Source organism: Terribacillus saccharophilus, from assembly GCF_046592595.1.
GTDB lineage: Bacteria > Bacillota > Bacilli > Bacillales > Amphibacillaceae > Terribacillus > Terribacillus saccharophilus_C.
Window position 1 is genome coordinate 326,317 of sequence record NZ_JAWVPF010000002.1, and the last position, 22,156, is coordinate 348,472.

General features: G+C 44.8%; 20 protein-coding genes. All 20 read right to left on the reverse strand.

Annotated elements, in window-relative coordinates; translation table 11 throughout:
- Positions 1 to 5 precede the first annotated feature (5 nt).
- The 20 genes from mutS to SFC25_RS04180 all read right to left on the reverse strand — a co-directional run bounded on the left by mutS (position 6) and on the right by SFC25_RS04180 (position 22,107).
- Positions 6 to 2,600, reverse strand: coding sequence for a DNA mismatch repair protein MutS (gene mutS, locus SFC25_RS04085; protein WP_411214058.1), 2,595 nt, complete (start codon positions 2,598 to 2,600; stop codon positions 6 to 8).
- A 114-nt stretch (positions 2,601 to 2,714) separates the two neighbouring features.
- Positions 2,715 to 3,290: an outer spore coat protein CotE gene (gene cotE, locus SFC25_RS04090; RefSeq protein WP_366249648.1), complete on the reverse strand. Its 576-nt coding sequence runs from the start codon at positions 3,288 to 3,290 to the stop codon at positions 2,715 to 2,717.
- 176 nt (positions 3,291 to 3,466) lie between these two features.
- A complete protein-coding gene (locus tag SFC25_RS04095; protein WP_411214059.1) occupies positions 3,467 to 3,829 on the reverse strand; it encodes a YlbF/YmcA family competence regulator in 363 nt (120 codons plus the stop codon).
- Positions 3,829 to 5,388 carry a tRNA (N6-isopentenyl adenosine(37)-C2)-methylthiotransferase MiaB gene (miaB, locus tag SFC25_RS04100; protein ID WP_411214060.1) on the reverse strand — a complete coding sequence of 520 codons (1,560 nt, stop codon included), beginning with the start codon at positions 5,386 to 5,388 and terminating at the stop codon, positions 3,829 to 3,831. The genes SFC25_RS04095 and miaB overlap by 1 nt, the downstream gene beginning before the upstream one ends.
- 104 nt (positions 5,389 to 5,492) lie before the next feature.
- Positions 5,493 to 5,753, reverse strand: coding sequence for a stage V sporulation protein S (locus SFC25_RS04105; protein ID WP_093726526.1), 261 nt, complete (start codon positions 5,751 to 5,753; stop codon positions 5,493 to 5,495).
- 155 nt (positions 5,754 to 5,908) lie between these two features.
- On the reverse strand, positions 5,909 to 6,706 hold the full coding sequence (locus tag SFC25_RS04110; protein ID WP_411214061.1) for a TIGR00282 family metallophosphoesterase: 798 nt from the start codon (positions 6,704 to 6,706) through the stop codon (positions 5,909 to 5,911).
- A 77-nt stretch (positions 6,707 to 6,783) separates the two neighbouring features.
- Positions 6,784 to 8,346: a ribonuclease Y gene (rny, locus tag SFC25_RS04115; RefSeq protein ID WP_411214062.1), complete on the reverse strand. Its 1,563-nt coding sequence runs from the start codon at positions 8,344 to 8,346 to the stop codon at positions 6,784 to 6,786.
- Positions 8,347 to 8,564: 218 nt separating this feature from the next.
- Positions 8,565 to 9,608 carry a recombinase RecA gene (gene recA / locus SFC25_RS04120; protein WP_411214063.1) on the reverse strand — a complete coding sequence of 348 codons (1,044 nt, stop codon included), beginning with the start codon at positions 9,606 to 9,608 and terminating at the stop codon, positions 8,565 to 8,567.
- A gap of 165 nt (positions 9,609 to 9,773) precedes the next feature.
- Positions 9,774 to 11,021: a competence/damage-inducible protein A gene (locus tag SFC25_RS04125; RefSeq protein ID WP_411214064.1), complete on the reverse strand. Its 1,248-nt coding sequence runs from the start codon at positions 11,019 to 11,021 to the stop codon at positions 9,774 to 9,776.
- Position 11,022: 1 nt separating this feature from the next.
- Positions 11,023 to 11,601, reverse strand: coding sequence for a CDP-diacylglycerol--glycerol-3-phosphate 3-phosphatidyltransferase (gene pgsA, locus SFC25_RS04130; RefSeq protein WP_411214065.1), 579 nt, complete (start codon positions 11,599 to 11,601; stop codon positions 11,023 to 11,025).
- A 74-nt stretch (positions 11,602 to 11,675) separates the two neighbouring features.
- A complete protein-coding gene (locus SFC25_RS04135) occupies positions 11,676 to 12,611 on the reverse strand; it encodes a helix-turn-helix domain-containing protein (RefSeq protein ID WP_411214066.1) in 936 nt (311 codons plus the stop codon).
- A 28-nt stretch (positions 12,612 to 12,639) separates the two neighbouring features.
- A complete protein-coding gene (locus tag SFC25_RS04140) occupies positions 12,640 to 13,395 on the reverse strand; it encodes a DUF3388 domain-containing protein (RefSeq protein WP_038560384.1) in 756 nt (251 codons plus the stop codon).
- 162 nt (positions 13,396 to 13,557) lie between these two features.
- A complete protein-coding gene (locus tag SFC25_RS04145) occupies positions 13,558 to 13,818 on the reverse strand; it encodes a DUF3243 domain-containing protein (protein WP_095223178.1) in 261 nt (86 codons plus the stop codon).
- Positions 13,819 to 13,896: 78 nt separating this feature from the next.
- Positions 13,897 to 14,610 (reverse strand): elongation factor P 5-aminopentanone reductase, encoded by a 714-nt coding sequence (gene ymfI / locus SFC25_RS04150; protein WP_411214067.1) that lies wholly within the window; start codon positions 14,608 to 14,610, stop codon positions 13,897 to 13,899.
- 2 nt (positions 14,611 to 14,612) lie between these two features.
- Positions 14,613 to 15,902, reverse strand: a complete 1,290-nt coding sequence (gene yfmH / locus SFC25_RS04155; protein ID WP_411214068.1) for an EF-P 5-aminopentanol modification-associated protein YfmH — start codon at positions 15,900 to 15,902, stop codon at positions 14,613 to 14,615.
- Positions 15,895 to 17,181 (reverse strand): EF-P 5-aminopentanol modification-associated protein YfmF, encoded by a 1,287-nt coding sequence (yfmF, locus tag SFC25_RS04160; RefSeq protein WP_411214069.1) that lies wholly within the window; start codon positions 17,179 to 17,181, stop codon positions 15,895 to 15,897. The genes yfmH and yfmF overlap by 8 nt, the downstream gene beginning before the upstream one ends.
- A 163-nt stretch (positions 17,182 to 17,344) precedes the next feature.
- Positions 17,345 to 18,298 (reverse strand): ABC transporter permease, encoded by a 954-nt coding sequence (locus tag SFC25_RS04165; protein ID WP_411214070.1) that lies wholly within the window; start codon positions 18,296 to 18,298, stop codon positions 17,345 to 17,347.
- Between the two features lies 1 nt (position 18,299).
- Positions 18,300 to 19,343 carry an ABC transporter permease gene (locus tag SFC25_RS04170; protein ID WP_411214071.1) on the reverse strand — a complete coding sequence of 348 codons (1,044 nt, stop codon included), beginning with the start codon at positions 19,341 to 19,343 and terminating at the stop codon, positions 18,300 to 18,302.
- Entirely contained in the window at positions 19,343 to 20,875 is a 1,533-nt protein-coding gene (locus SFC25_RS04175; protein WP_411214072.1) for an ABC transporter ATP-binding protein, read from the reverse strand. The genes SFC25_RS04170 and SFC25_RS04175 overlap by 1 nt, the downstream gene beginning before the upstream one ends.
- A 152-nt stretch (positions 20,876 to 21,027) precedes the next feature.
- On the reverse strand, positions 21,028 to 22,107 hold the full coding sequence (locus tag SFC25_RS04180) for a BMP family lipoprotein (protein WP_411214073.1): 1,080 nt from the start codon (positions 22,105 to 22,107) through the stop codon (positions 21,028 to 21,030).
- Between the last annotated feature and the right edge of the window lie 49 nt (positions 22,108 to 22,156).

Below are 22,156 nucleotides of genomic sequence, written 5' to 3' on the forward strand. Positions count from 1 at the left end.
CCTCCTTACTTTTTCGCAGCCATTTGCTGTAATTTATATAATAGATTCATAGCTTCAAGCGGTGTTTGCTCCATCAGATTGATTGATGCAAGCTCTGCTATCACTTTATCAGCTTTATTATCTTGTTTTGTTTTTTTCTTTTCTGGTTCAGGCTCTGAGAAGAACGAAAGCTGGAAGTCCTCCTGTTCTTTCGCTGCCGGCTTGGAGACAGCTGGCTTTTCTCCCTGTCCTTCTAGTTCGTTGAGAATATGGGCAGCTCTCTGAATGAGACTGTCAGGAAGCTTAGCCAATTTCGCAACGTGAATGCCATAGCTTTCATCTGCTGCTCCTTCACGGATTTGATGCAGGAATACTACATTGCCATCATGTTCTTCTGCCCGTACGTGGACATTTCGGAGTTTATCCAGGTCCTCTTCAAGACTCGTTAGCTCATGATAATGAGTAGAGAATAATGTCTTGGCATGGATATTGTTATGAACATACTCAATGATGGCTTGCGCCAATGCCATTCCATCATATGTGCTGGTCCCTCTGCCGATTTCATCCAGCAGAATAAGACTCCTATCAGTGGCGTGCTCCAAGGCATGCCTCGACTCCAGCATTTCGACCATAAATGTACTCTGGCCAGAAACAAGATCATCTGCTGCACCGATACGAGTGAAAATTTGATCAAACAGCGGGAGATCAGCAGCTTCACATGGAACGAAGCAGCCGATTTGTGCCATGATGCTTGTCAATGCCACTTGGCGCATATAGGTGCTTTTACCGCTCATGTTCGGACCTGTGATCAGCAAAATATCAGATGTATTTCCCATTTGCACATCATTTGGCACGAACTGTCCAGTTTTCATCACTTTCTCAATGACAGGATGACGCCCTTCTGTTATCGCTACGGAACGATCCAAATTGAATGTCGGACGGGCATACCGCTGCTTTTCACTCACTTCCGCGAAGCTTTGCAGTACATCCAATTGACTTATTTGGTCAGCAAGAAGCTGCAGATCAGGGATATATGTTTTGACATGATCCCGGATTTCCATGAACAAGTTATACTCTAACTCCACGCTTTTTTCCTGCGCTTCTAAAATGAGTGCTTCTTTTTCCTTCAATTCTGGTGTGATGAAGCGCTCTGCATTGCTGAGTGTCTGTTTGCGCTCGTATTTCCCTTCAGGCAGCATCTGCAGATTCGCCCGTGTCACCTCGATATAATAACCGAAAACTTTGTTATAGCCGACTTTGAGTGATTTGATCCCAGTCTCCTCACGCTCTCGCTGTTCCAGCGCCGCAATCCACTGTTTTCCGTTCCTTGAAGCATCCCTGTACGTATCCAGCTGTTCATGGAAGCCGTCCTTCAGTATACCGCCTTCTCGGACACCAATCGGGGCATCTTCATGTAAGCTTTTCTCAAGGTATTCGCTCAGTTCTGGCAGCGGATTAAGCTCCCTGCCCATACGCAGCACTTCTTCTTCTTCAAAACTTGATAAAACTTGCTTCAATTCAGGCAGTTTCTCAAGTGTCCGTTTGAGCTGCAAAAGATCCCTGGCGTTCACATTTCCGAAAGCGACCCGGCCGGAAAGTCTTTCGATATCATAAACAGATTGCAAATGCTGACGGATTGTATCACGTTCGAAGAAATGATCAAGAAAGGCTTGGACTAAATCCTGACGTTTTGTGATCGCTTCTTTCTTAAGCAGCGGACGCTCCAGCCACTTCTTGAGCATACGCGCTCCCATTGCCGTAACTGTATCATCGAGCACCCATAGAAGGCTTCCGTGCTTGCCCTTCTTCAGAATCGTCTCTGTCAGCTCCAAATTCCGCTTGGAATACATGTCCAGTGTCATGAAGTGTTTAAGCTCCATCACTTGAAGCGGCTTCAAATGATCCAAGCCCCGCTTCTGCGTTCGTTCCACATAGTTTAACAGCATGCTGAAGCAATCCAGCAATCTTGCATCTGTCACGTTCCCAGTAAGTTTTTCCAGTGACGCACTTGTGCTGTTGTTCTCTTGATAGGATAATGTGACACCAAGACGAACCCGTAAATCATCCTGCAGCTGTTGATCCAGCTCTTCGCTAATAACGATTTCCCGTACCGGCTGGTTGTAAAGCTCACTTAAAAGACTATCAAATCCATCTTCCAGCAATGCTGCACGATTTTCACCCGTGGAAAGGTCATGATAAACAAGACTGTATGAACGGTCCTTGTTTTCGTGTACTGCTGCCAAGTAATTATTCTCTTTTTCATCCAGCATACCGTTTTCCATAACGGTCCCCGGTGTTATCAATTGGACTACTTCCCGTTTTACAACCCCTTTGGCTGTCTTCGGGTCCTCTACCTGTTCACAGATAGCCACTTTGTAGCCGCGCGAAACTAGTATTCTTATATAGTTATCAGCCGAATGATACGGAACGCCGCACATTGGCACTTTTTCCTCGACACCTGCATTCTTGCTTGTTAACGTGATTTCCAGTTCTTTTGTCGCTTTCAGCGCATCATCAAAGAACATCTCATAGAAATCCCCAAGCCGAAAGAAAAGGAATGCATCCTTATAGTCTGCTTTTATTCTTAAATACTGCTGCATCATCGGTGTGTAACCTGCCATTTTCCTACTCCCCTGTTTCATTGCAATTAGTTCTATTATAACACACGTGTTTTCTCTGTTTCCTCTGCAGTGTCATTCTGAAAAATACAAAAAAACGAGAGCATCTGCTCTCGTTCAGTCTTCATCGTCATCCTTTTTATCCAAGAAGTCCGGATCTACATCTTTGAAATCATCTTCCGTCAGCTCGTAATCCCAGTCTTCTTCTACATCCTCCACTAGACAGCCATCAGGATCTACTTTTACACAAAGCTTCGTTTCTCCGATAACTTCCACAAGGAATTCCTTCTCCACTTCAACGAAAATTTTCTGTCCGTGCTGTACTATCTTACATTCCAGGCAGTTCGGCTGCTGAATTGCTTTCGCATAAACATCATAATCGTCGTCAAGGCAGTTCTCGTCTTTGATGCTTAATTTGACCAATTCCTTATACTCGACTTTCTCCGAAACAACGTGCGTTTTCGTATTATCATTGTACGAATACCAAACGTTAACATCATAGGAACCGACTACTTCCACCCCTTTATCGCCTTTCTTTTTTGCGTGATAGCGGTGGTTGATGATCCAGCAGCCAAGGATGCTTGATGGTTTGTGTTCCGGTCGGATATGATCGATATTCTTGCTGAATTTACGTCCGCGGCCGATGACCGCTTTCGTGATGATCTCACGGTAATTCTGCTCTAGAAAACCCATCTTGCAAAAACCTCCTCTTTTTACATAGTCATGTTATGCAGGGTGTTCACCTATGGTGTCAGATAAAATACATCTCTTACCATAGCTGGACGCTCCTCCATTCTATGCACCTGCCTAAAAAGAGGTTATTGAAAGCATCTCGACTGGAGAGCCCAAAAGTAAAAAAAGAAACGGACTTATTTGTCCGTTTCTTCATCCTGAAATACCGTCTGCTGGATATTTTGTGAAATGCTCTGCAAGATGTGGTTCGTGATCACCTGGGATTCCTTGAATTCCTGTACAACTGGGATGCTGTCGATTTTCGCTTGGATCTCATCGATTTCCTTTTCCATTTGCTGCTGTGCTTCCCGCTTGCCGTAAGCCTGCAGATTAACAGCCTGCTTTTGCTTCATTTTGATTTGGTTGATATATGTTTGCACCTTCTTGTTCTCATTCAGCTTCGCTTCCAGCTGATGAAAATGTTCAATCTCATCCAGATTGCCCATATCTTCAGCCAATACTTCGGCTTGCTTGAGAATGTCTTCGGTGGAATAACTCATTATATGTTTACCTCCGCTGTTGTTTCTGCCAATTCACCATCGAGCGACCATGTTTTCGCTCGTTTTATCCGAACAGGGACGATCTTGCCGACCACCGATTTTGGTCCCCGGAAATTGACTAACTTGTTTTTCTCGGTATAACCTGCCAGTACGTCGGGGTTACGTTTGCTCTCCCCCTCTACCAGCACATGCACAATCTTACCTTCGTAAGCACGCATCGATAACGCCGCGTGTTCATCTATCACTCTATTCAATCGCTGCAGACGCTCTTTCTTCACTTCCATAGGGACATTATCTTCCCATCTGGCTGCTGGTGTTCCTTCGCGAGGAGAATAAATATACGTATAAGCTGCCTCGAAACCGACTTCTTCCACAAGAGTCAATGTCTCTTGGAACTGCTCCTCGGTCTCATTCGGAAAACCTACGATGATATCCGTCGTAAGTGTCACATTCGGGATAGAACGTCTGATTTTATTCACCAGATCCAGATACTCCTCCCTTGTATAACGCCGGGCCATTACCCGGAGTATCTCACTGCTCCCGGATTGAACAGGCAAATGTATATGATCGACAAGATTCCCGCCTTGGGCTAGTACCTCTATTAGTTTATCATCAAAGTCCCGTGGATGGGAAGTCGTGAAACGCACTCGCGGTATATCAATCTTCCTGATTTCATTCATAAGATTCCCAAGGCCAAAATCAAGATCAGGCAAATCTTTACCGTACGCGTTCACATTCTGACCCAGCAGCGTAATCTCCTGATACCCTTGAGCAGCCAGCTGTCTCACTTCCTGGATAATATCCTCCGGACGACGACTCCGCTCCTTGCCACGTGTGTAAGGGACGATACAATATGTGCAGAACTTATCGCAGCCATACATAATATTGACCCAAGCCTTTATCTTGCCTTTCCGCGCTTTGGGGAGGTTCTCAATGACATCGCCTTCCTTGGACCATACCTCCAAAACCATTTCCTTGCTGTATTGTGCTTCTTTTAAAAGCTGTGGAAGCCGGTGGATATTGTGCGTCCCGAATATCAAATCAATATGATGATGCTTTTTCAAAATTCGGTTTACAACTGTTTCCTCCTGGGACATGCAGCCGCAAACTCCCAGAATCAAACCTGGTTTCTCAAGCTTCAATGGCTTCAGATGCCCAATCTCACCAAACACTTTATTTTCTGCATTTTCTCGAATGGCACAAGTGTTGAGGAGAATCACGTCGGCCTCGTTTGTATCGGTTGTCGGGGAATATCCCATTTCCAGCAGCAAACCAGCCATAACTTCGGTATCATGTTCATTCATTTGGCATCCGTACGTTCGGATGAGGAACTTCTTGCCAAGACCCGCATCCTGCATTTCTGGGGGAATCGTGAAATCATAATGGAATGTGACATCTTCCCTTCGCCGTTTTTTCGCCTGTTTTAAATCTGGTGGCTGATACGTCGACTGGAAATACTTTGCGAAATCTGCTGTGGTCTTCTCATGAAGCGGCTTCTCAACTGGTTTTGTCTGTTCTGCAGCTATCAAACTCACGGATTTACGCTGTTCTTCATTCACTTATTCCTGCTCCCCCATTCATTGCTTTCATTTGTCTACATTATACCAATGCCTATTGCAGTGTCCAAGTATTGGAAATAAAAAAGCCCCGCCTTTGGCGGGACTTATCGTGGTTCCACAATCAACTTGATGGCAGTCCGTTCTTCGTTGTCGATCATTATATCCGTAAATGCCGGGATACAAACCAGATCGACTCCACTCGGGGCAACAAAGCCTCTCGCAATGGCAACAGCTTTCACTGATTGATTGAGTGCTCCTGCTCCTATTGCCTGGATTTCTGCTGAGCCGCGTTCTCTTAATACGTTCGCAAGTGCGCCTGCTACTGAGTTTGGATTGGATTTCGCTGAAACTTTTAGTATATCCAACACTGGTACCTCCTTCGTTTACTGGACTACTTTCCTTTTTACTATATTTCTGCAAGATAGTAGATATGCCCATTTCGGGCGATGTCTGAAAAAAGTGATACGGCCTGTCCTGGTTCATACTGTAAACAAAAGACCTAGTGAAGGAGCAGCAAAGATCAATCCATGTACGGGTGGTCATCATTGATCAGGATGCGTTTGATGGAAGAAGCCTTCCCCGTTTGCGGATCCAGATCGATTACTACTCCATTTAATTGTGATTTACCCTTTTTTGGTACTTCAAAACGTACCGGGAGACCTGTAAGGAATCTTTTGATGACTGCTTCCCGTTCCATTCCGAGGATCGCTTCATACGGACCCGTCATACCAGCATCCGAAATATATGCTGTGCCTGCAGGTAATATCCTTTCATCAGCTGTCTGCGTATGTGTATGGGTACCAACAACAGCACTGACACGTCCATCGACATACCATCCAAAAGCTTGCTTCTCGCTTGTTGCTTCTCCGTGGAAATCGACGAAAATCAAATTCGTCCGTTTACGTGCCTCTTCGATAAGGCGGTCAGCTTCACGGAATGGATCATCTGCAGGCATCATGAACGTTCTTGCCAGCAAATTGATGATTGCTACTTCATGCTGATTCACCTTCACATAAATAATCCCCTTACCAGGTGTACCTGGCGGTAAATTCGATGGGCGGACAAGGTATTTCGCATCATCTATGAATTCAAAGATATCCCGCTTATCCCATGTGTGGTTCCCCATTGTGATTGCTTGTGCTCCCCATTCCAGGAACTGTTTGTATATCCGTTCATTGATTCCTTTACCGTCCGCACTATTCTCCCCATTTATAATGGTAAGCTGCGGCTGATACCGCTGCTTCAAGCGCGGCAAATATTCCTGTACCATCTGACGTCCCGGCTCACCGACAACATCTCCGATAAATAATAACTTCATAATCAAATCCCTCTCTGCATCTCAAACTTGTAGTAAGTATAGTCTACCATTAAAAAAAGCGGCACAGGGCCGCTTTCTTATTTTGCATATTCAACTGCGCGTGTTTCCCGGATAACCGTAACTTTAATATGTCCCGGATAATCCAACTCGCTTTCAATTCGTTTCCGGATATCCCGTGCGACTTTGACGGATTCCAAGTCGTTGATTTCATCCGGCTTCACCATGATGCGAATCTCACGTCCAGCCTGAATGGCGAAGGATTTCTCCACACCCTGGAAGGATTCTGAAATCTCCTCCAGTTTTTCCAGACGCTTGATGTAGTTTTCCAGTGTCTCGCTTCTCGCTCCCGGACGGGCTGCGGAAAGGGCATCTGCTGCAGCGACTAACACTGCAATAATCGATGTTGCTTCCTCATCCCCGTGGTGGGAAGCGATGCTGTTGATGACGACTGGATGCTCTTTGTATTTAATTGCGAGTTCTTTCCCGATTTCAACGTGGCTGCCTTCAACCTCGTGGTCGATTGCTTTACCGATATCATGCAGGAGTCCCGCACGTCTGGCCAAGGTAACGTCCTCGCCCAGTTCAGCTGCAAGTAATCCTGATAGGTAAGCGACCTCAGTCGAGTGCTTCAATACGTTCTGGCCGTAACTTGTGCGATACTTCAATCTTCCAAGTATCTTGACAAGGTCCGGATGCAAGCCGTGGACACCAACTTCGAAGGTCGTTTCCTCACCAATCTCGCGAATATACTCATCCACTTCACGTCTGGATTTCTCCACCATTTCCTCTATGCGAGCTGGGTGGATACGTCCATCCTGTACAAGTTTCTCGAGTGCGATTCGTGCGATCTCACGACGGACAGGATCAAAACCAGACAGGATGACCGCTTCAGGTGTATCATCAATGATCAGATCAATTCCCGTAAGCGTTTCTAACGTACGAATGTTACGGCCTTCCCGTCCGATAATGCGTCCTTTCATCTCGTCATTCGGCAAGTTCACGACTGATACAGTCGTTTCCGCAACGTGATCGGCTGCGCAGCGCTGAAGTGCAAGGGAAAGAATGCTCTTCGCTTTCTTATCGGCCTCATCTTTGGCACGATGTTCCGCATCTTTGATCATGACAGCTGCATCGAAGGCAACTTCCTTCTCGACTTTGTCCAGCACGATTTGACGTGCTTCATCAGACGTATAGCCGGAAATCCGCTCCAATTCGAGCTGCTGTTCTTTCACCAAGACTTCCACTTTGCTTTCCAATTCTTCAATTTGTTGTTGTTTTTCTGCTAATAATTGTTCCTTTTTCTCTAACGTAATTTCACGCTTATCAAGCGTATCGCTTTTACGGTCCAGATTCTCTTCTTTTTGCATCAGACGGTTTTCCTGCTTCTGCAGTTCAAGACGACGCTCACGTAATTCCTGCTCCGTCTGCTGACGCAGCTTGAAGTTCTCATCCTTCGCTTCGAGAAGTGCTTCCTTCTTAGACGTTTCCGCATTGCGATGGCCTTCTTCTACTATTTGCTTCGCCAATTCCTCCGCACTGGAGATTTTTTTCTCAGCAATAGATTTGCGAACAAGATAACCAACAACACCACCGACGATTAGAGCAAGCAAAATGGAGATGATTAGGTAAAATAGTTCCATGATTTCACCTCCCCTGCTATGAAATTGTACAAACATGTCTGTCGGCATGCACAATGTTTTTCATAAAAAAACCTATGGTAACCTTTGAGAAGTATAATAAAAAAGAAAATTATACAAATCAATTTTAATCCTGTGTTCGCATGTTGTCAAGAAAACATGGAAAGTACTAGAAAATTACCGTATATAAAAAGCCTTCGGCTGTAACCGAAGGCTTTGTCTTACATATCAAGTGTTTCTTGTTCTTCTGACAACGCTTCTTCAGGGAGCTTCTTATCTGCATCGAGATTATAGTGATCGCGTACAGTCATCTGAATTGTTGTAGCAATTTCAGGGTTCTCTTTCAAGAACTGCTTCGCATTTTCACGGCCTTGGCCAAGACGCTCTTCATTATAGGAGTACCAAGCTCCACTTTTCTGAACGATATCCAAGTCGCTCGCGATATCGATGAGTTCCCCTTCTCTGGAGATACCTTCGCCGTACATGATATCTACTTCCGCTTGTTTGAAAGGCGGTGCCACTTTGTTTTTGACTACTTTGATTCTAGTTTTGTTACCGACCATGTCATTACCTTGTTTGAGAGTCTCCGCACGGCGCACTTCCAAACGAACTGAGGAATAGAACTTCAGTGCGCGTCCGCCTGGTGTTGTTTCCGGGTTACCGAACATAACGCCGACTTTCTCACGAATCTGGTTGATGAAGATAGCAGTCGTTTTGGACTTGTTGATAGCTCCGGACAATTTACGAAGTGCCTGGGACATCAAACGAGCCTGCAAACCAACATGAGCATCTCCCATTTCCCCTTCGATCTCTGCTTTTGGTACAAGTGCAGCTACTGAGTCGACAACAACGATGTCAACCGCACCGCTTCGTACAAGCGCCTCGGCGATTTCCAATGCTTGTTCTCCAGTATCCGGCTGGGAAAGCAAAAGCTCATCAATATTGACGCCAAGCTTCTGTGCATAAACTGGATCAAGTGCATGCTCTGCATCGATGAAAGCTGCTTGTCCGCCATTGCGCTGTGCTTCCGCAATTGCATGCAAGGCAACTGTTGTTTTACCAGAGGATTCCGGACCATATATCTCAATAACACGGCCTTTTGGATATCCGCCTACACCAAGGGCTATATCAAGGGCAAGAGAACCGCTGGATACAGTGGAAACCTTCTGTTCTGCTCTTTCGCCTAGTTTCATGATGGAACCTTTACCGAATTGTTTCTCTATTTGTCTCAAAGCCATATCAAGGGCTTGTTTACGCTCACTCAAATGTATTTCCTCCTTTGGATTATCTATATCTATTTTAACTTGTTTTTTGAGATATAACAAGCAAAAAGCGAATAAATGTTCCCTTTTTTATTTATCCCGAACATATCGATAAAGACAATTCATCCAGGCAAAAAGAGCATTTATTCGCTTCAAACAATAGTCAAATCATGATTTCAAGTAATGGAACAGCATATCGAAGCCTTTTTTCACCGCCTGAGCCCGAACACCCTGACGCGAGCTTCGAATGGATAGCTCGGTAGTACGCGTTTGCTTGCCTTTTTCATGAAGACTGATAAAGACAGTGCCGGGATCCTTGCCTTCGGAACCATCCGGACCGGCAACACCAGTGAAACTGATACCGATATCGGCACCTGATAAGCGCACCGCGTTCTCAGCCATCTCGATGGCACATTGCTCACTTACTGTACCTTCATTTTGGATCGTTTCTTCCTTCACACCCAGCACATGCTGTTTCATGCTAGGGGCATAGGTGACGAAGCTGCCAAGAAAGACCTCGGAAGCACCGCTCAAGGAAACAAGCGCATCGGCGAATAGGCCGCCTGTCAGGCTTTCTGCACTAGCCAATGTAAACTGCCGTTTCTTCAGCAACTCGAACACCTGCTGCTGTACAGATGTTTCGTCGTACCCATAAAAATACTCGCCGACGCGCTCCATTACTTCTTTCTCTACAACATCGATCAAACGGTCTGCTTCTTCCTTCGTTTCAGCACGGGCAGTAAGCCGTACAGCAACTTCCCCTTCAGAGGCATACGTTGCGATCGTTGGATTTTCCTGTACCTGAATCAAATCAAGCAAATCCGTTTCCAATTGTGACTCCCCAATTCCGATGAAATGAAGCAGGCGGGACTGCAAAACAGACTGAAGCTGATATTTCTCCCGTACATAAGGCAAAACATGATCAGACATGATCTGTTTCATTTCACGTGGTACTCCCGGCATAAACGCCCACACCACGCCATCATGCTCTACAAGCATGCCAGGTGCCATTCCTACTGTGTTTTCCAGCACTTTTGCCCCTTCGAATACGCGCGCTTGCTTATGGTTGTTCGGAGACATTGTGCGTCCTCGCTTAACGAAGAACTCTTTGATCCGATCCATGGAAACTTTATCTTCATGCATTTCCAAACCGGATATGAGCTGAAATGCTTCCCTTGTCAGATCATCCTCAGTCGGGCCAAGTCCGCCGGTTACAAGGACAAGATCTGCGTCACGCTGTGCTTTTGCGAACGACGATTGCACGCGGGAAAGATTGTCGCCTACTACATGATGGTAAAATACGTTGATTCCATGATCGGCAAGCTGCTTGGAGATCCATTGCGCGTTCGTGTTGTTAATTTGGCCAATGAGGATTTCCGTACCTACAGCTATCACTTCTGCATTGATTTGCTTCATTTTATTTCGACTCCTTCATGACACTCCAGTTTCTTACAAAGTAGTCGACTCCGGATACGATTGTCAAAATCAGTGCCACATACAGGCAAATTGTCGCAAATGGAAATCCGAGATATGAAAATGGCCAGTTATGCAGCAGCAATGCGCTGATAGCGACGATTTGCACCGCTGTTTTCTGCTTACCCATCTTACCTGCAGCCATTACAAGACCTTCACCTGCGGCAACAAGACGTAATCCTGTAACAGCAAATTCACGACTGATGATGATGATCGTAATCCAAGCCGGCGCTAAGTCTAATTGTACCAGTAAAATGAGTGCAGCTGAAACAAGTAGCTTGTCCGCTAGCGGGTCAAGGAATTTACCAAGATTCGTCACCAGATTATATTTACGGGCATAGTACCCATCCACCCAGTCGGTACATGATGCAATGATGAATAGAATCGCACCAGCTAAATGGTTCACTGGCAGTGTTGTGTCACCGATATCAAGTGTTCCCCAATCAAATGGAACTGCCAACAAGATGATGAAGATCGGAATCAGGAAAATTCGGGATAAAGTAATTTTATTGGGTATATTCATGACTGCCTCCTATGTATGTACAGATAAACATAAGTTAAACCCTTTCCATAAACGTAAAGGGTTTAACTTGTTCATTATTTCTTGATATTTACTGTAATGGTCTGAACATCGTTATCAATCGGGAATGTCAGTTCCTGACCATTGATCTCCAGTTTTGTTGCTCTTGCAAAACCAGTCTTGACAGAGACTGTCTCCAAATCACTTACATCCTGCTCCACAGGCTCACTGCCGGAAGCGATAGTGCCAGTGTAAACATTTCCAGCATTATTGCCATCGCCGACTTGCAGCCATGCATCTCCATCTTCTGCAGAAAGCTTCAGCGTTACTTCATCACCAGCATTTTCAAGCGTATAAGTCGTAACGGGATTGCTGGCAGTACCTTCTTCATCCACAGATAATTTAGGTTCTTCTGCCTGCTCCTCTTCCTGCTTTGCTTGCTCTTCTTCTGCAGCGTCATTCGCTTGCTCCTCGGAATCAGCAGACTGTTCAGCACTATCAGCATCAGATTCCTGCTCTGCTGACTGATTGCTATCGGTTACTTGATCCTCATTTTGCTGCTGATTGGCTGAATTATTACCATTGTTATCATTAGATCCACCTGCATAAAGGAAGACAACAACAATGATAGCCGCCAATACAATCAGTCCAATGATAATGGAAGATAAATATGGGATGCCTTTGCGTTCCTTGCGTGGAGGCCTGTCATTTTCCCGAACGCGGCTGCGTTCCTGACGGGAAGGTGCCTCATTCTCTCCCTGAACCGGTGCGGCAGCTGTAACTTCCTGCTGCTGTTCTTGCTTCGGCTCGAGCACTTCATCTGGATTAAGTCCTACTGTCTGCGCGTATTCCTTGATGAAAGCGCGTGTGTAGAATTCCCCCGGCATGACGCTGTGGTTATTTTCCTCAATTGCTTTCAGATAACGCTTTTGAATTTTGGTGCGCTGTTGTACGTCCTCCAAAGTCATTCCTTTGGATTCTCTTGCCTCCCTGAGCTTAGCACCAATGTCCATTACTACCACCATCCATCTTTAAAATTGCTTAAATCTGTCTGAATTCCGGCTCATAGATGATTTTTTCATCATCGTGGTTCCGAAGTTCAATAATATAATCGAAATGATCCAATGTAAACTCCGTATCCCGGACAAATATATCTGGATGTTCGATTACTTTTGCTACAGGAAGCCGCATCACTTCGCGCACAAGCTCCCAATGACGCTCACTCGCTCGGCTGGTCGAAACAATTCCGTCGATGATAAAGAGGTTGTCCTCATTGTATTCATCTTGCAGCAGCTGATTCCTTGCTGTTTGCTTCAGAAGGGTGCTGGAGACGAACAGCCAGCGTTTGTTGGCACTGACACTGGCAGCAACAATCGATTCTGTTTTCCCGACACGAGGCATCCCACGTATTCCTATTACCTTAGAGCCTTCCTGTTTAAACAATTCTGCCATGAAGTCGACCAGAAGTCCGATTTCACTCCGGACAAAACGGAATGTCTTCTTATCATCCACATCCCTATGTATATATCTTCCGTGCCTGACAGCAAGCCTATCTCGAAGCTTTGGCTCCCGAGACTTTGTGATATGTACATGTTCCATTGTCCGCAGAATGGAATGGAGACGAATGATTTGTAATTCCTTTTCTGCTGAAAGCAGCATACCGCGCCGTTGGTTCTCCACTCCATTGATCGTCTTGATGTTGATGGACAACATACCGAGCAAAGAAGAAATGTCCCCTAATAATCCCGGCCGATTATGCTGTATTTCATATTCCAAGTACCATTCCAATGTTTCCATAGAAAAGCTCCTTTACAGGAAAATAGCGTCTTATATAACGAAAACCTATTCTTACTATAAAGGAAAACGATAGATTAGAAAAGCCATAACAAGCTTATGTGTAACTATAAAGAAAACCTGCTTCTTTAAAAGAAGCAGGCTTCAATGAAGTTGGCCGCTTATTCAGCGTGTGTGGCCATTGTCTTGGACAAGCTTTACCATAATGTTGGCGATTGCTTGCTTCTCATCCTGGGATGCGACAGTCCAAAGGTCACGAAGAATTTTTTCTTCCGTATTCTTTGCGTCAACTTTCGTCGCAAGATAATCCCCGATTTCATATGCAATGCCAGAGACAGTATCATTCTCCATCCCTTTGCTTTGCGCCTGATGCAGGCGATCACCTAGGAAGTCTTTCCAAGAATCAAAATTATCAAGAACAGACATGGTGTATTCCTCCTTCATTAGCTTGCATCTTAGCTTTTGACAGAAGGGGTTTCCTTATACAAAAAATATGACTTAATTTCACCAGCCGCCGTTTACTTGGAGAGCATGTCCGTTCACATATGCGGCATTATTGCTGAGCAGGTAACTGACCGCATCCGCTACTTCGCATACTTGTCCGAAACGGTTCATCGGGATATCTTCTGACAGCTGCGCTTTCTCTTCTTCAGATAGATGGCTGTTCATCACTGTTTCAATCGCTCCGGGTGTTACAGCATTGATTCGTACACCGCTTGTCCCGGCTTCCTTGGCCAAACCTTTGACAAACCCGATTTGAGCAGCTTTAACGCTCGAGTACGCGACTTCAAAGCTTGCACCTCGTTCTCCCCAAATGGAGGAGACAATAACGATTTCACCTTTTCTTCGTGCAAGCATCGACGGCAGAATATGCTGGCATATTCGCCATGGCGCTTTTACATGAACAGCGAGCAGATCATCCATTTCTTTGCTCGTCATATCCTGGAACAGGCCATAGTGGGCCATACCGCCAGCATAAACGAACTGATCGATCGGGAAAGACAGAAAACGGAGAAGCTTTGACAAATCGGCTTCATTCGTCAAATCAGCCTTGATCGTACCTAACACGCTTTCCGATATATCACGGCTCAGTACTTCCATCGCCTGATCATTTCGATTGTAATGAAGCAATAACTGGTGTCCCTCACTGGCAAGCTGACGGGCGCAAGCAGAGCCTATAGCCCCGCTTGCGCCCGTGATGAAAATAACCTTGCCCATGTTTAAGACTCCTGAGGGAGGATTTGGCAGACAGCCAAACGGTCTTCATTGAACCACTCTTTGAGAAAATCATTCGCATCATCCGCAGTCAGTTTTTCGATTGCAGGTACGATATCGAACAAATCCACTCCAGCAAGATGATATTGGATGAAACGGTTGGAAACAAACTCCAAACTGTTCATCGCTCTAAGCATTTGACCGATTGTTTTCTTCTTCATACGTTCCATTTCATCTCTGGTAACAGTATGGTCCTTCATACGCTGCAGCATTCCTTTGACAGTATCAGCAAAGCGATCTGGCTCTTTCGTATTACCGCCGATGATGGAGAAGCCGAAGTTTTTCTCCAGACTTGTTTCGAATCCGAAGCTGTCGTCAATCAAATCATTTTTGTACAATTCCTCATAATAGACACCGCTCTTAGAGAAATAAAAATCCAGTACCATATCTGTTAATAATTCTTGTTTCAGATATGCTTCCGGAGATGCATAATCTGTGTTCTCTTTGATCCCGACCATACATTTCGACACACTGACAGGCATTCGGACCTGTTTTTTCTTTTCTGCCACAGTTTCTGGCTCTTCAGGGAAGAAGCGCTCGATCTCAGCAGGCGGTGCGAATGTCTTGCTATCCTGATTTGCCCGGATAAGTTCCAACATTTTCTCTTCATCAATATTACCTGTCACGAATAGTGTCATGTTCGAAGGATGATAGAACGTGTTATAGCAAGTATAAAGGTCTTCCTTTGTAATTTCCTGAATGGATTCAACCGTTCCGGCAATGTCAATCCTCACAGGATGCGATTGGAATAGGCTTTGGATAGTGCCAAAGAAGGAGCGCCAATCGGGCTGATCATCATACATGCGAATTTCCTGGGCGATAATTCCTTTTTCCTTTTCGACCGATTTATCAGAGAAATACGGGTCCTGTACGAAATCAAGTAATGTCGTCACATTCTCTTCTATATGAGAAGTTGCTGAAAACAGATAAGCTGTCTGTGTGAAGCTAGTGAAAGCATTCGCAGATGCACCTTGCTTGGTGAAATCCTGGAACACATCCCTATCTTCTTTCTCGAAAAGCTTATGCTCCAAAAAATGCGCAATGCCTTCTGGTACGGTGATTTTCTCTTTACCCTCAAGCGGAACGAAGGTCTGATCGATAGATCCATAATTTGTTGAGAAAATAGCATATGTTTTCGCCATCTCCGGCTTGGGCTGCAAGAATACCTTCAGACCATTCGGAAGCGTTTCTGCGTAAATTGATTCCTGTAATTGTTCATATTGTTTCTTATGCATTCTTATCGGCCTCCTTATTCGTCAGCAGGTACACGGTATCCAGTTGAACCTTTTTCGCTACTTGCAGCACATCGTCCAGTGTTACTTGACGGATTGTATCCAGCAGCTGTTCAATAGTTATGTTTTTGTTCCCCATCACTTGCTGGTATAGCGTTTCGATATGGCCTGCGGGGTTGTCGATAGTCTCTAAAATTTGACTGACGATAAGATCTTTCACTTCTTCGACTTCAGAACCTTCGAATTCTCCAGCTTGCATGGCATCAAGCTGGGCATCGATGATTTCCTTCGCTTTCTGATAATCTTTCGGATCGATTCCAGAGAAAACGAATAATAGGCCTTTGTGGCTTTCAAAACGTGAAGCAGCATAATATGCCAGGCTGTGCTTTTCCCTCACATTCCGGAACAGCTTCGAACTCGGGAATCCGCCGAATAAACCATTGAACACCTGCAACGCAGCATAATCCGGATCATCATAACGGATATTCGTACGATAACCAAGGTGGAGCTTGGCTTGCTGTACGTCCTGTGTCTCGATTACTTCCTTGACATCAGCAGAAGCTGGATGAATAGATGCAGCTTGTTCTTCAAGGACAGTAACTTCCCTTTCCAGGAATGGCTGGACGGCCTTTTCAGCTATTTCGCTCTCTACATCGCCAAGAATATAAATATCCATTTTATCTTGATTCAGCATATTTTCATAAAAACCATACAGTTTGCTTCCGTTCATGTCTTCCAGATCTTCTTCATACCCATGCACATGGAGGCTGTACGGTTCATCTTTGCACATTTCATCGATGAGACGCATATTTGCATAGCTCATCTTGTCATCCTTTAACGCCACCATCTTTTGTTTCAGTGTCTGTATTTCGCGTGAAACGATGGAATCAGTGAAAGCTTTATCTTCAGTTTTCGGTTCAAAAAGGATCTCACGCAGCAGATCAACTGCTTTTTCGAATAAAGGAGTCCGGTCACTTAAATAATTTTCATTAGCAACATCGAGACGAAGCGTGATGATATGCTTCTCTCCTTTTTTTGTACCTGATATAGACAGGATAGCACCATACAAGTCGTCGAGTTTGAGTCGCAATGCACGCGCATCCGATAGATTGGCTGTGCCCTGCTGCAGTACATATGGAAGCAGCGCCCTGGCTGTAATGGTCTCCCGCACAAGCGGCGCCTGCAATTTCACTGCTATGCTGATTGTCTTATATTTTTTAGTCGGAATAAGATGCAGCGTTGCACCTTTTCCTGTGATGATTTTTTCACCTGCGATTTTCATGAGGAACCTCCCTGACTTCTGTTATGTATAGCTTCTCTAGTTTTGCTTATATATATCCGACAATCCTCGCTATGATTACCATATTAATGAAAAAACGCCCAGAAGTAAACGAATCGGTTTGCACAAAAAGACCCGATGCTTAAAAAGCATCGGGTCTTTCGTCTTAGCGGCTTCCTTTAATGTATGGTACACCGCTTGCTTTTGGAGCTACCGAACGGCCGATGAATCCAGCCAAAGCCAGAATAGTCAGCACATAAGGTGCAATCAGCAAGTAAACTTGCGGTACATTTTCAAGCAATGGAATGGAAGAACCGACTACACTTAAAGATTGGGCGAAACCGAAGAACAAAGCTGCCCCCATTGCCCCAAGCGGATTCCACTTCCCAAAAATGACTGCTGCAATGGCCATGAAGCCTTGTCCAGCAATTGTAGATACAGAGAAGTTTTGAGATATCGTCATAGCGAACACCGCACCGCCGATTCCGGCAAGTGCGCCGGAAATGATGACACCGATATATCTTGTCGTATAAACTTTGATACCATTCGTATCTGCAGCCATAGGATGCTCCCCGACCGCACGGATGCGAAGACCAAATGGAGTCTTAAACAGCACGTACCATGCAAGGAAAGAAAGAACAATAGCAACATACGACGTAATATACATATTGTTGAAGAACATATTCCCTATTACTGGAATATCAACTAAGAATGGAACGTCTGTTGTATAAATCGGCTGTGAAATGAAATCGGTCTGGCCTTTTCCAAAGATCTGTTTGATCATGAAAACGCCAAATCCAAGTGCCAGCATGTTTATTGCTACCCCTGTAACCGTCTGATCTGCACGGAAAGTGATCGTAGCAACAGCATGTATCAAAGAGAACAGCATACCGGCAACCATAGCAACCAATATGGAAATCCATGGCGTGGCCGTTCCTAAGGCATCAGCATAAAGCAAATTGAACGTTACCGAAGAAAATGCCCCGATGACCATGAGACCTTCCAAACCGATATTGACGACACCAGATCGCTCACTATACACACCGCCCAATGCGGTGAAAATAAGAGGAGCGGCAAAGAACAGCGTTTGCGGAATAATAGAATAAAGGATATCCAGCATTTTATTTTTTCTCCCCTTTTTTCAATTGCAGCAGTGCCCAGCGGATGATGAAGCCGGAAGCAACAAAAAGAATGATCAATGCAATGACAATTTCGATGATTTCATTCGGTACACCCGCTGTGGACATATTAAGCGAGCCCACTTTCAGGAATCCGAATAAACTTGCTGACAGCACAACTCCAAATGGGTTGTTTCCTCCTAGAAGTGCTACAGCGATACCATCAAAACCAAGGTTTGAGAATGCTGTATTTGTGAATGCATTACCGAAGCTTCCAAGACCTTGCATTGCACCAGCCAGACCCGCGAATAGACCTGAGATCAGCATAGAGATGACAATGTTTCGTTCCACTTTCATCCCTGCATAATTGGAGGCATGCTGATTGTAACCAACAGCTTTTAATTCAAACCCGAGCTTCGTGCGTTCCAGGATGATCCACATAACAAGCACCATCAATAAAGCAACGATGAAGCCAAGGTGCAAGCGGGAACCTGTTAATCCGATCAAGAAGTCATTTGTAAGAGATGCAGTTTGCTTAACTGGCTCTGTTGTCTCCTGATTGTCTGTCAGCACAGAGCGGATCAAATAGTTTGTAATATGAAGTGCAATGTAGTTCATCATGATGCTTACAATAACTTCATGTACACCAAGCTTTGCCTTCAGGATACCTGGTACAAAAGCCCAAACTGCTCCAGCCGCCGCTGCTGCGAGCAGTGCTAGCGGTAAATGAATGAAAGCAGGCGCATCAACTGCAGTACCTACCCAAACAGCTGCAACCCAGCCGACTAACACCTGACCTTCTGCACCGATGTTGAACAAGCCGGTACGGAAAGCGAATGCGATTGCCAAACCGGTCAATATATATGGTGTGATGCGGTTTACTGTTTCCGACATGAAGAACGGGCTGTCAAAAACGCCATTCCATAGTGCTTGATAGCCGAGAATCGGATTATAACCGAAAATGAGCATGATAATTGCACCGGCAACCAAACCAAGGATGACCGAGATGATTGGTATGATGAAATTGAACTTTGTGCTGGAAAACATTAGTTTTGCGCCCCTTCTTTCTCAAGCTTTGAACCTGCCATCAATAATCCGAGCTCTTGTTCGTTTGTTTCCTTCGGATTTACTGTTGCAATGATTTTCCCATCGAACATAACAGCAATACGATCACTTACATTCAAGATTTCATCTAATTCGAATGAAACGAGCAGGACAGCTTTTCCTTGATCACGCTGTTCGATCAGACGCTTATGGATGAATTCAATCGCCCCCACGTCAAGACCGCGTGTCGGCTGCGCTGCAATTAATAAATCCGGGTTCCGATCGATTTCGCGGCCTATGATTGCTTTTTGCTGGTTTCCTCCGGACAATGTACGTGCTTTCGATAGATGACTAGGAGTACGAACGTCGTATTCTGCAATCAGCGCTTTCGCTTTATCGAAAATCCGTTTGAAGGACAGGAAGCCGCCGGTTGAATAAGGCTTTTGATAATAAGTTTGCAGCACGATGTTTTCCCCTATGGAGTAATCGAGTACTAAACCAAGCTTGTGGCGATCCTGCGGGATGTGCCCTACTCCGCTCTCTGTAATCGCACGAACTGGCATATTGGTTATGTCCTGATTTTTCAGCGTCACTTTTCCTGCCGATTTTTTTCGAAGTCCGGTAATTGCCTCAATTAATTCTGTTTGACCATTTCCATCAACTCCGGCAATTCCGACAATTTCGCCTGCTCTGATTTCAAGATCCAGTTGTTTCACCATATCCACATGGCGGGAATCCTGTACTGTCAGACCTTCAATAGAAAGAATTGTTTCTTTTGGTTCTGCAGGTTTCTTCTCGGTAGAAAAGCGTATTTCACGACCTACCATCAAGGAAGCAAGTTCATTCGGATTCGTTTCCGAAACGTCAACTGTCCCGATACCCTGTCCCTTCCTGATTACTGTACAGCGGTCACACACTTCCATGATTTCTTTCAATTTATGCGTGATCAAAATGATGGATTTGCCTTCTTTGATCAATGTCCGCAAAATGACAATAAGTTCTTTTATTTCTTGTGGTGTCAAAACAGCTGTAGGCTCGTCCAGTATGACAACATTTGCACCGCGATACAGGGTTTTCAGGATTTCCACCCGCTGCTGCATACCAACGGAAATATCGCTGATTTTCGCTGTGGCATCCACTTGCAAACCGTAACGGTCTGAAAGTTCCTGCACTTCGCGAACCGCTTTTTTCATGTCGATCTTAAGACCTTTTTTCGGCTCACTGCCTAGAACTATGTTTTGCGCAACTGTGAAGGTGTCAATAAGCATGAAGTGCTGATGCACCATTCCGATACCCAATCTATTGGCAACATTCGGATCATTGATTTCGACTTTCTTTCCGTCTACGCGGATTTCTCCCTTTTCCGGCTGATAAAGACCGAACAGGACGTTCATCAGTGTGGATTTTCCTGCGCCATTTTCTCCTAGCAGCGCATGGATTTCTCCTTTTTTCACTTGAAGCGTGATGTTGTCATTGGCGACAATTCCGGGAAATTCTTTGCGAATGTTCAGCATTTCGATTACATAATTCTCCATATTTTACACTCCTTCTCGGAATTACGAACTTTCTTTGATTCTGTTCAAAAAAAAATCGTCAAATGAAGCGGGGAATTGTCTAATTAAAAGACGCTTCAGTTGAAGATTTTTTTATAAAGGGCTAGAGTGCGTACTCTAGCCCTTCTGTTTTCTTATAGAGAATCTACATATGCTTTCAGTTCGTCATCCGTAGTCGGAACAGTCACATCACCATCGATGATTTTTTGTTTCCATTCGTCTACAGCTGTTTTGATATCGTCTGTGTATGCTTCTTTGTTTGTTTCTGCAATACCGATTCCATCATCTTTCAAACCGTAAGATACGATTTCTCCACCAGGGAATTCACCATCTTTGGATTTCTGCGCAACATCAGCTACTGCAACATCAACAGCTTTCAGCATGCTTGTAAGCGTTACGTTGTTATCTCCAATTTGGCCTTCATCATACTGGTCACGGTCAACACCGATTACCCAGTAGTTTCCTTCTGGATCATTGTTTTTCAAGTCTTTTGCTTGTGCGAATACACCGTTACCAGTACCGCCGGCAGAATGATAGATAACATCAACGCCAGAGTTGTACATGTTGGATGCAATCAATTTACCTTTATCAGGTGCACCGAAGGAACCAGCGTACTGTACATCCACTTCGATATCTTTATTGACTGATTTCGCACCAGCTACGTATCCTGCTTCAAACTTTTTAATCAATTCACTTTCTTCTCCACCAACGAAGCCGATTTTACCGGATTCGGATTTCGTCGCTGCAGCTACACCTGCTAGGAAAGAGCCTTGCTGCTCTTCGAATACGATGCTCGCTACATTATCTTTTTCAACGACTGAGTCGATGATGGCAAAATGCGTTTCTTTATTCTGATCAGCAACCTTCGTAATATCCTCTGCAAGTTTGAAACCGACACCGAAGATCAGATCCGTATTGGATTGCACAAGGCGATTCAAGTTTGTTGCATAATCAGATGCACTGTTAGATTGAAGGTAGTCATATCCTTCTTTCTCTTTTAGGTCGTTGTCTGCACCGAACTGTGTAAGACCTTCCCAAGCAGACTGGTTGAATGATTTATCATCAATACCGCCAGTATCTGTAACCATAGCTGTTTTAAAGCTGTTGCTGCTGCTTCCGCTCTGCTCGGAGCTGCCGCCAGAACCACATGCACTAAGCACGATGCTTACGACAAGAAGCAAACCTAAAAGTGTTGCATAACGACGCATTTTCAAGATAGTAACCCCCAAATATAGATTAATCTAAGTTGAAGCTTGATACATA

What these genes read in the sequence shown, in the direction of transcription:
- mutS (WP_411214058.1), bottom strand. Translation starts at nt 2,600, where the DNA reads ATGGCAGGTTACACACCGATGATGCAGCAGTATTTAAGAATAAAAGCA.
- cotE (WP_366249648.1), bottom strand. Translation starts at nt 3,290, where the DNA reads ATGGGTTTTCTAGAGCAGAATTACCGTGAGATCATCACGAAAGCGGTC.
- SFC25_RS04095 (WP_411214059.1), bottom strand. Translation starts at nt 3,829, where the DNA reads ATGAGTTATTCCACCGAAGACATTCTCAAGCAAGCCGAAGTATTGGCT.
- SFC25_RS04110 (WP_411214061.1), bottom strand. Translation starts at nt 6,706, where the DNA reads ATGAAGTTATTATTTATCGGAGATGTTGTCGGTGAGCCGGGACGTCAG.
- rny (WP_411214062.1), bottom strand. Translation starts at nt 8,346, where the DNA reads ATGGAACTATTTTACCTAATCATCTCCATTTTGCTTGCTCTAATCGTC.
- SFC25_RS04125 (WP_411214064.1), bottom strand. Translation starts at nt 11,021, where the DNA reads ATGAAGCAAATCAATGCAGAAGTGATAGCTGTAGGTACGGAAATCCTC.
- pgsA (WP_411214065.1), bottom strand. Translation starts at nt 11,601, where the DNA reads ATGAATATACCCAATAAAATTACTTTATCCCGAATTTTCCTGATTCCG.
- SFC25_RS04135 (WP_411214066.1), bottom strand. Translation starts at nt 12,611, where the DNA reads ATGGACATTGGTGCTAAGCTCAGGGAGGCAAGAGAATCCAAAGGAATG.
- SFC25_RS04140 (WP_038560384.1), bottom strand. Translation starts at nt 13,395, where the DNA reads ATGGAAACATTGGAATGGTACTTGGAATATGAAATACAGCATAATCGG.
- SFC25_RS04145 (WP_095223178.1), bottom strand. Translation starts at nt 13,818, where the DNA reads ATGTCTGTTCTTGATAATTTTGATTCTTGGAAAGACTTCCTAGGTGAT.
- ymfI (WP_411214067.1), bottom strand. Translation starts at nt 14,610, where the DNA reads ATGGGCAAGGTTATTTTCATCACGGGCGCAAGCGGGGCTATAGGCTCT.
- yfmH (WP_411214068.1), bottom strand. Translation starts at nt 15,902, where the DNA reads ATGCATAAGAAACAATATGAACAATTACAGGAATCAATTTACGCAGAA.
- yfmF (WP_411214069.1), bottom strand. Translation starts at nt 17,181, where the DNA reads ATGAAAATCGCAGGTGAAAAAATCATCACAGGAAAAGGTGCAACGCTG.
- SFC25_RS04165 (WP_411214070.1), bottom strand. Translation starts at nt 18,298, where the DNA reads ATGCTGGATATCCTTTATTCTATTATTCCGCAAACGCTGTTCTTTGCC.
- SFC25_RS04170 (WP_411214071.1), bottom strand. Translation starts at nt 19,343, where the DNA reads ATGTTTTCCAGCACAAAGTTCAATTTCATCATACCAATCATCTCGGTC.
- SFC25_RS04175 (WP_411214072.1), bottom strand. Translation starts at nt 20,875, where the DNA reads ATGGAGAATTATGTAATCGAAATGCTGAACATTCGCAAAGAATTTCCC.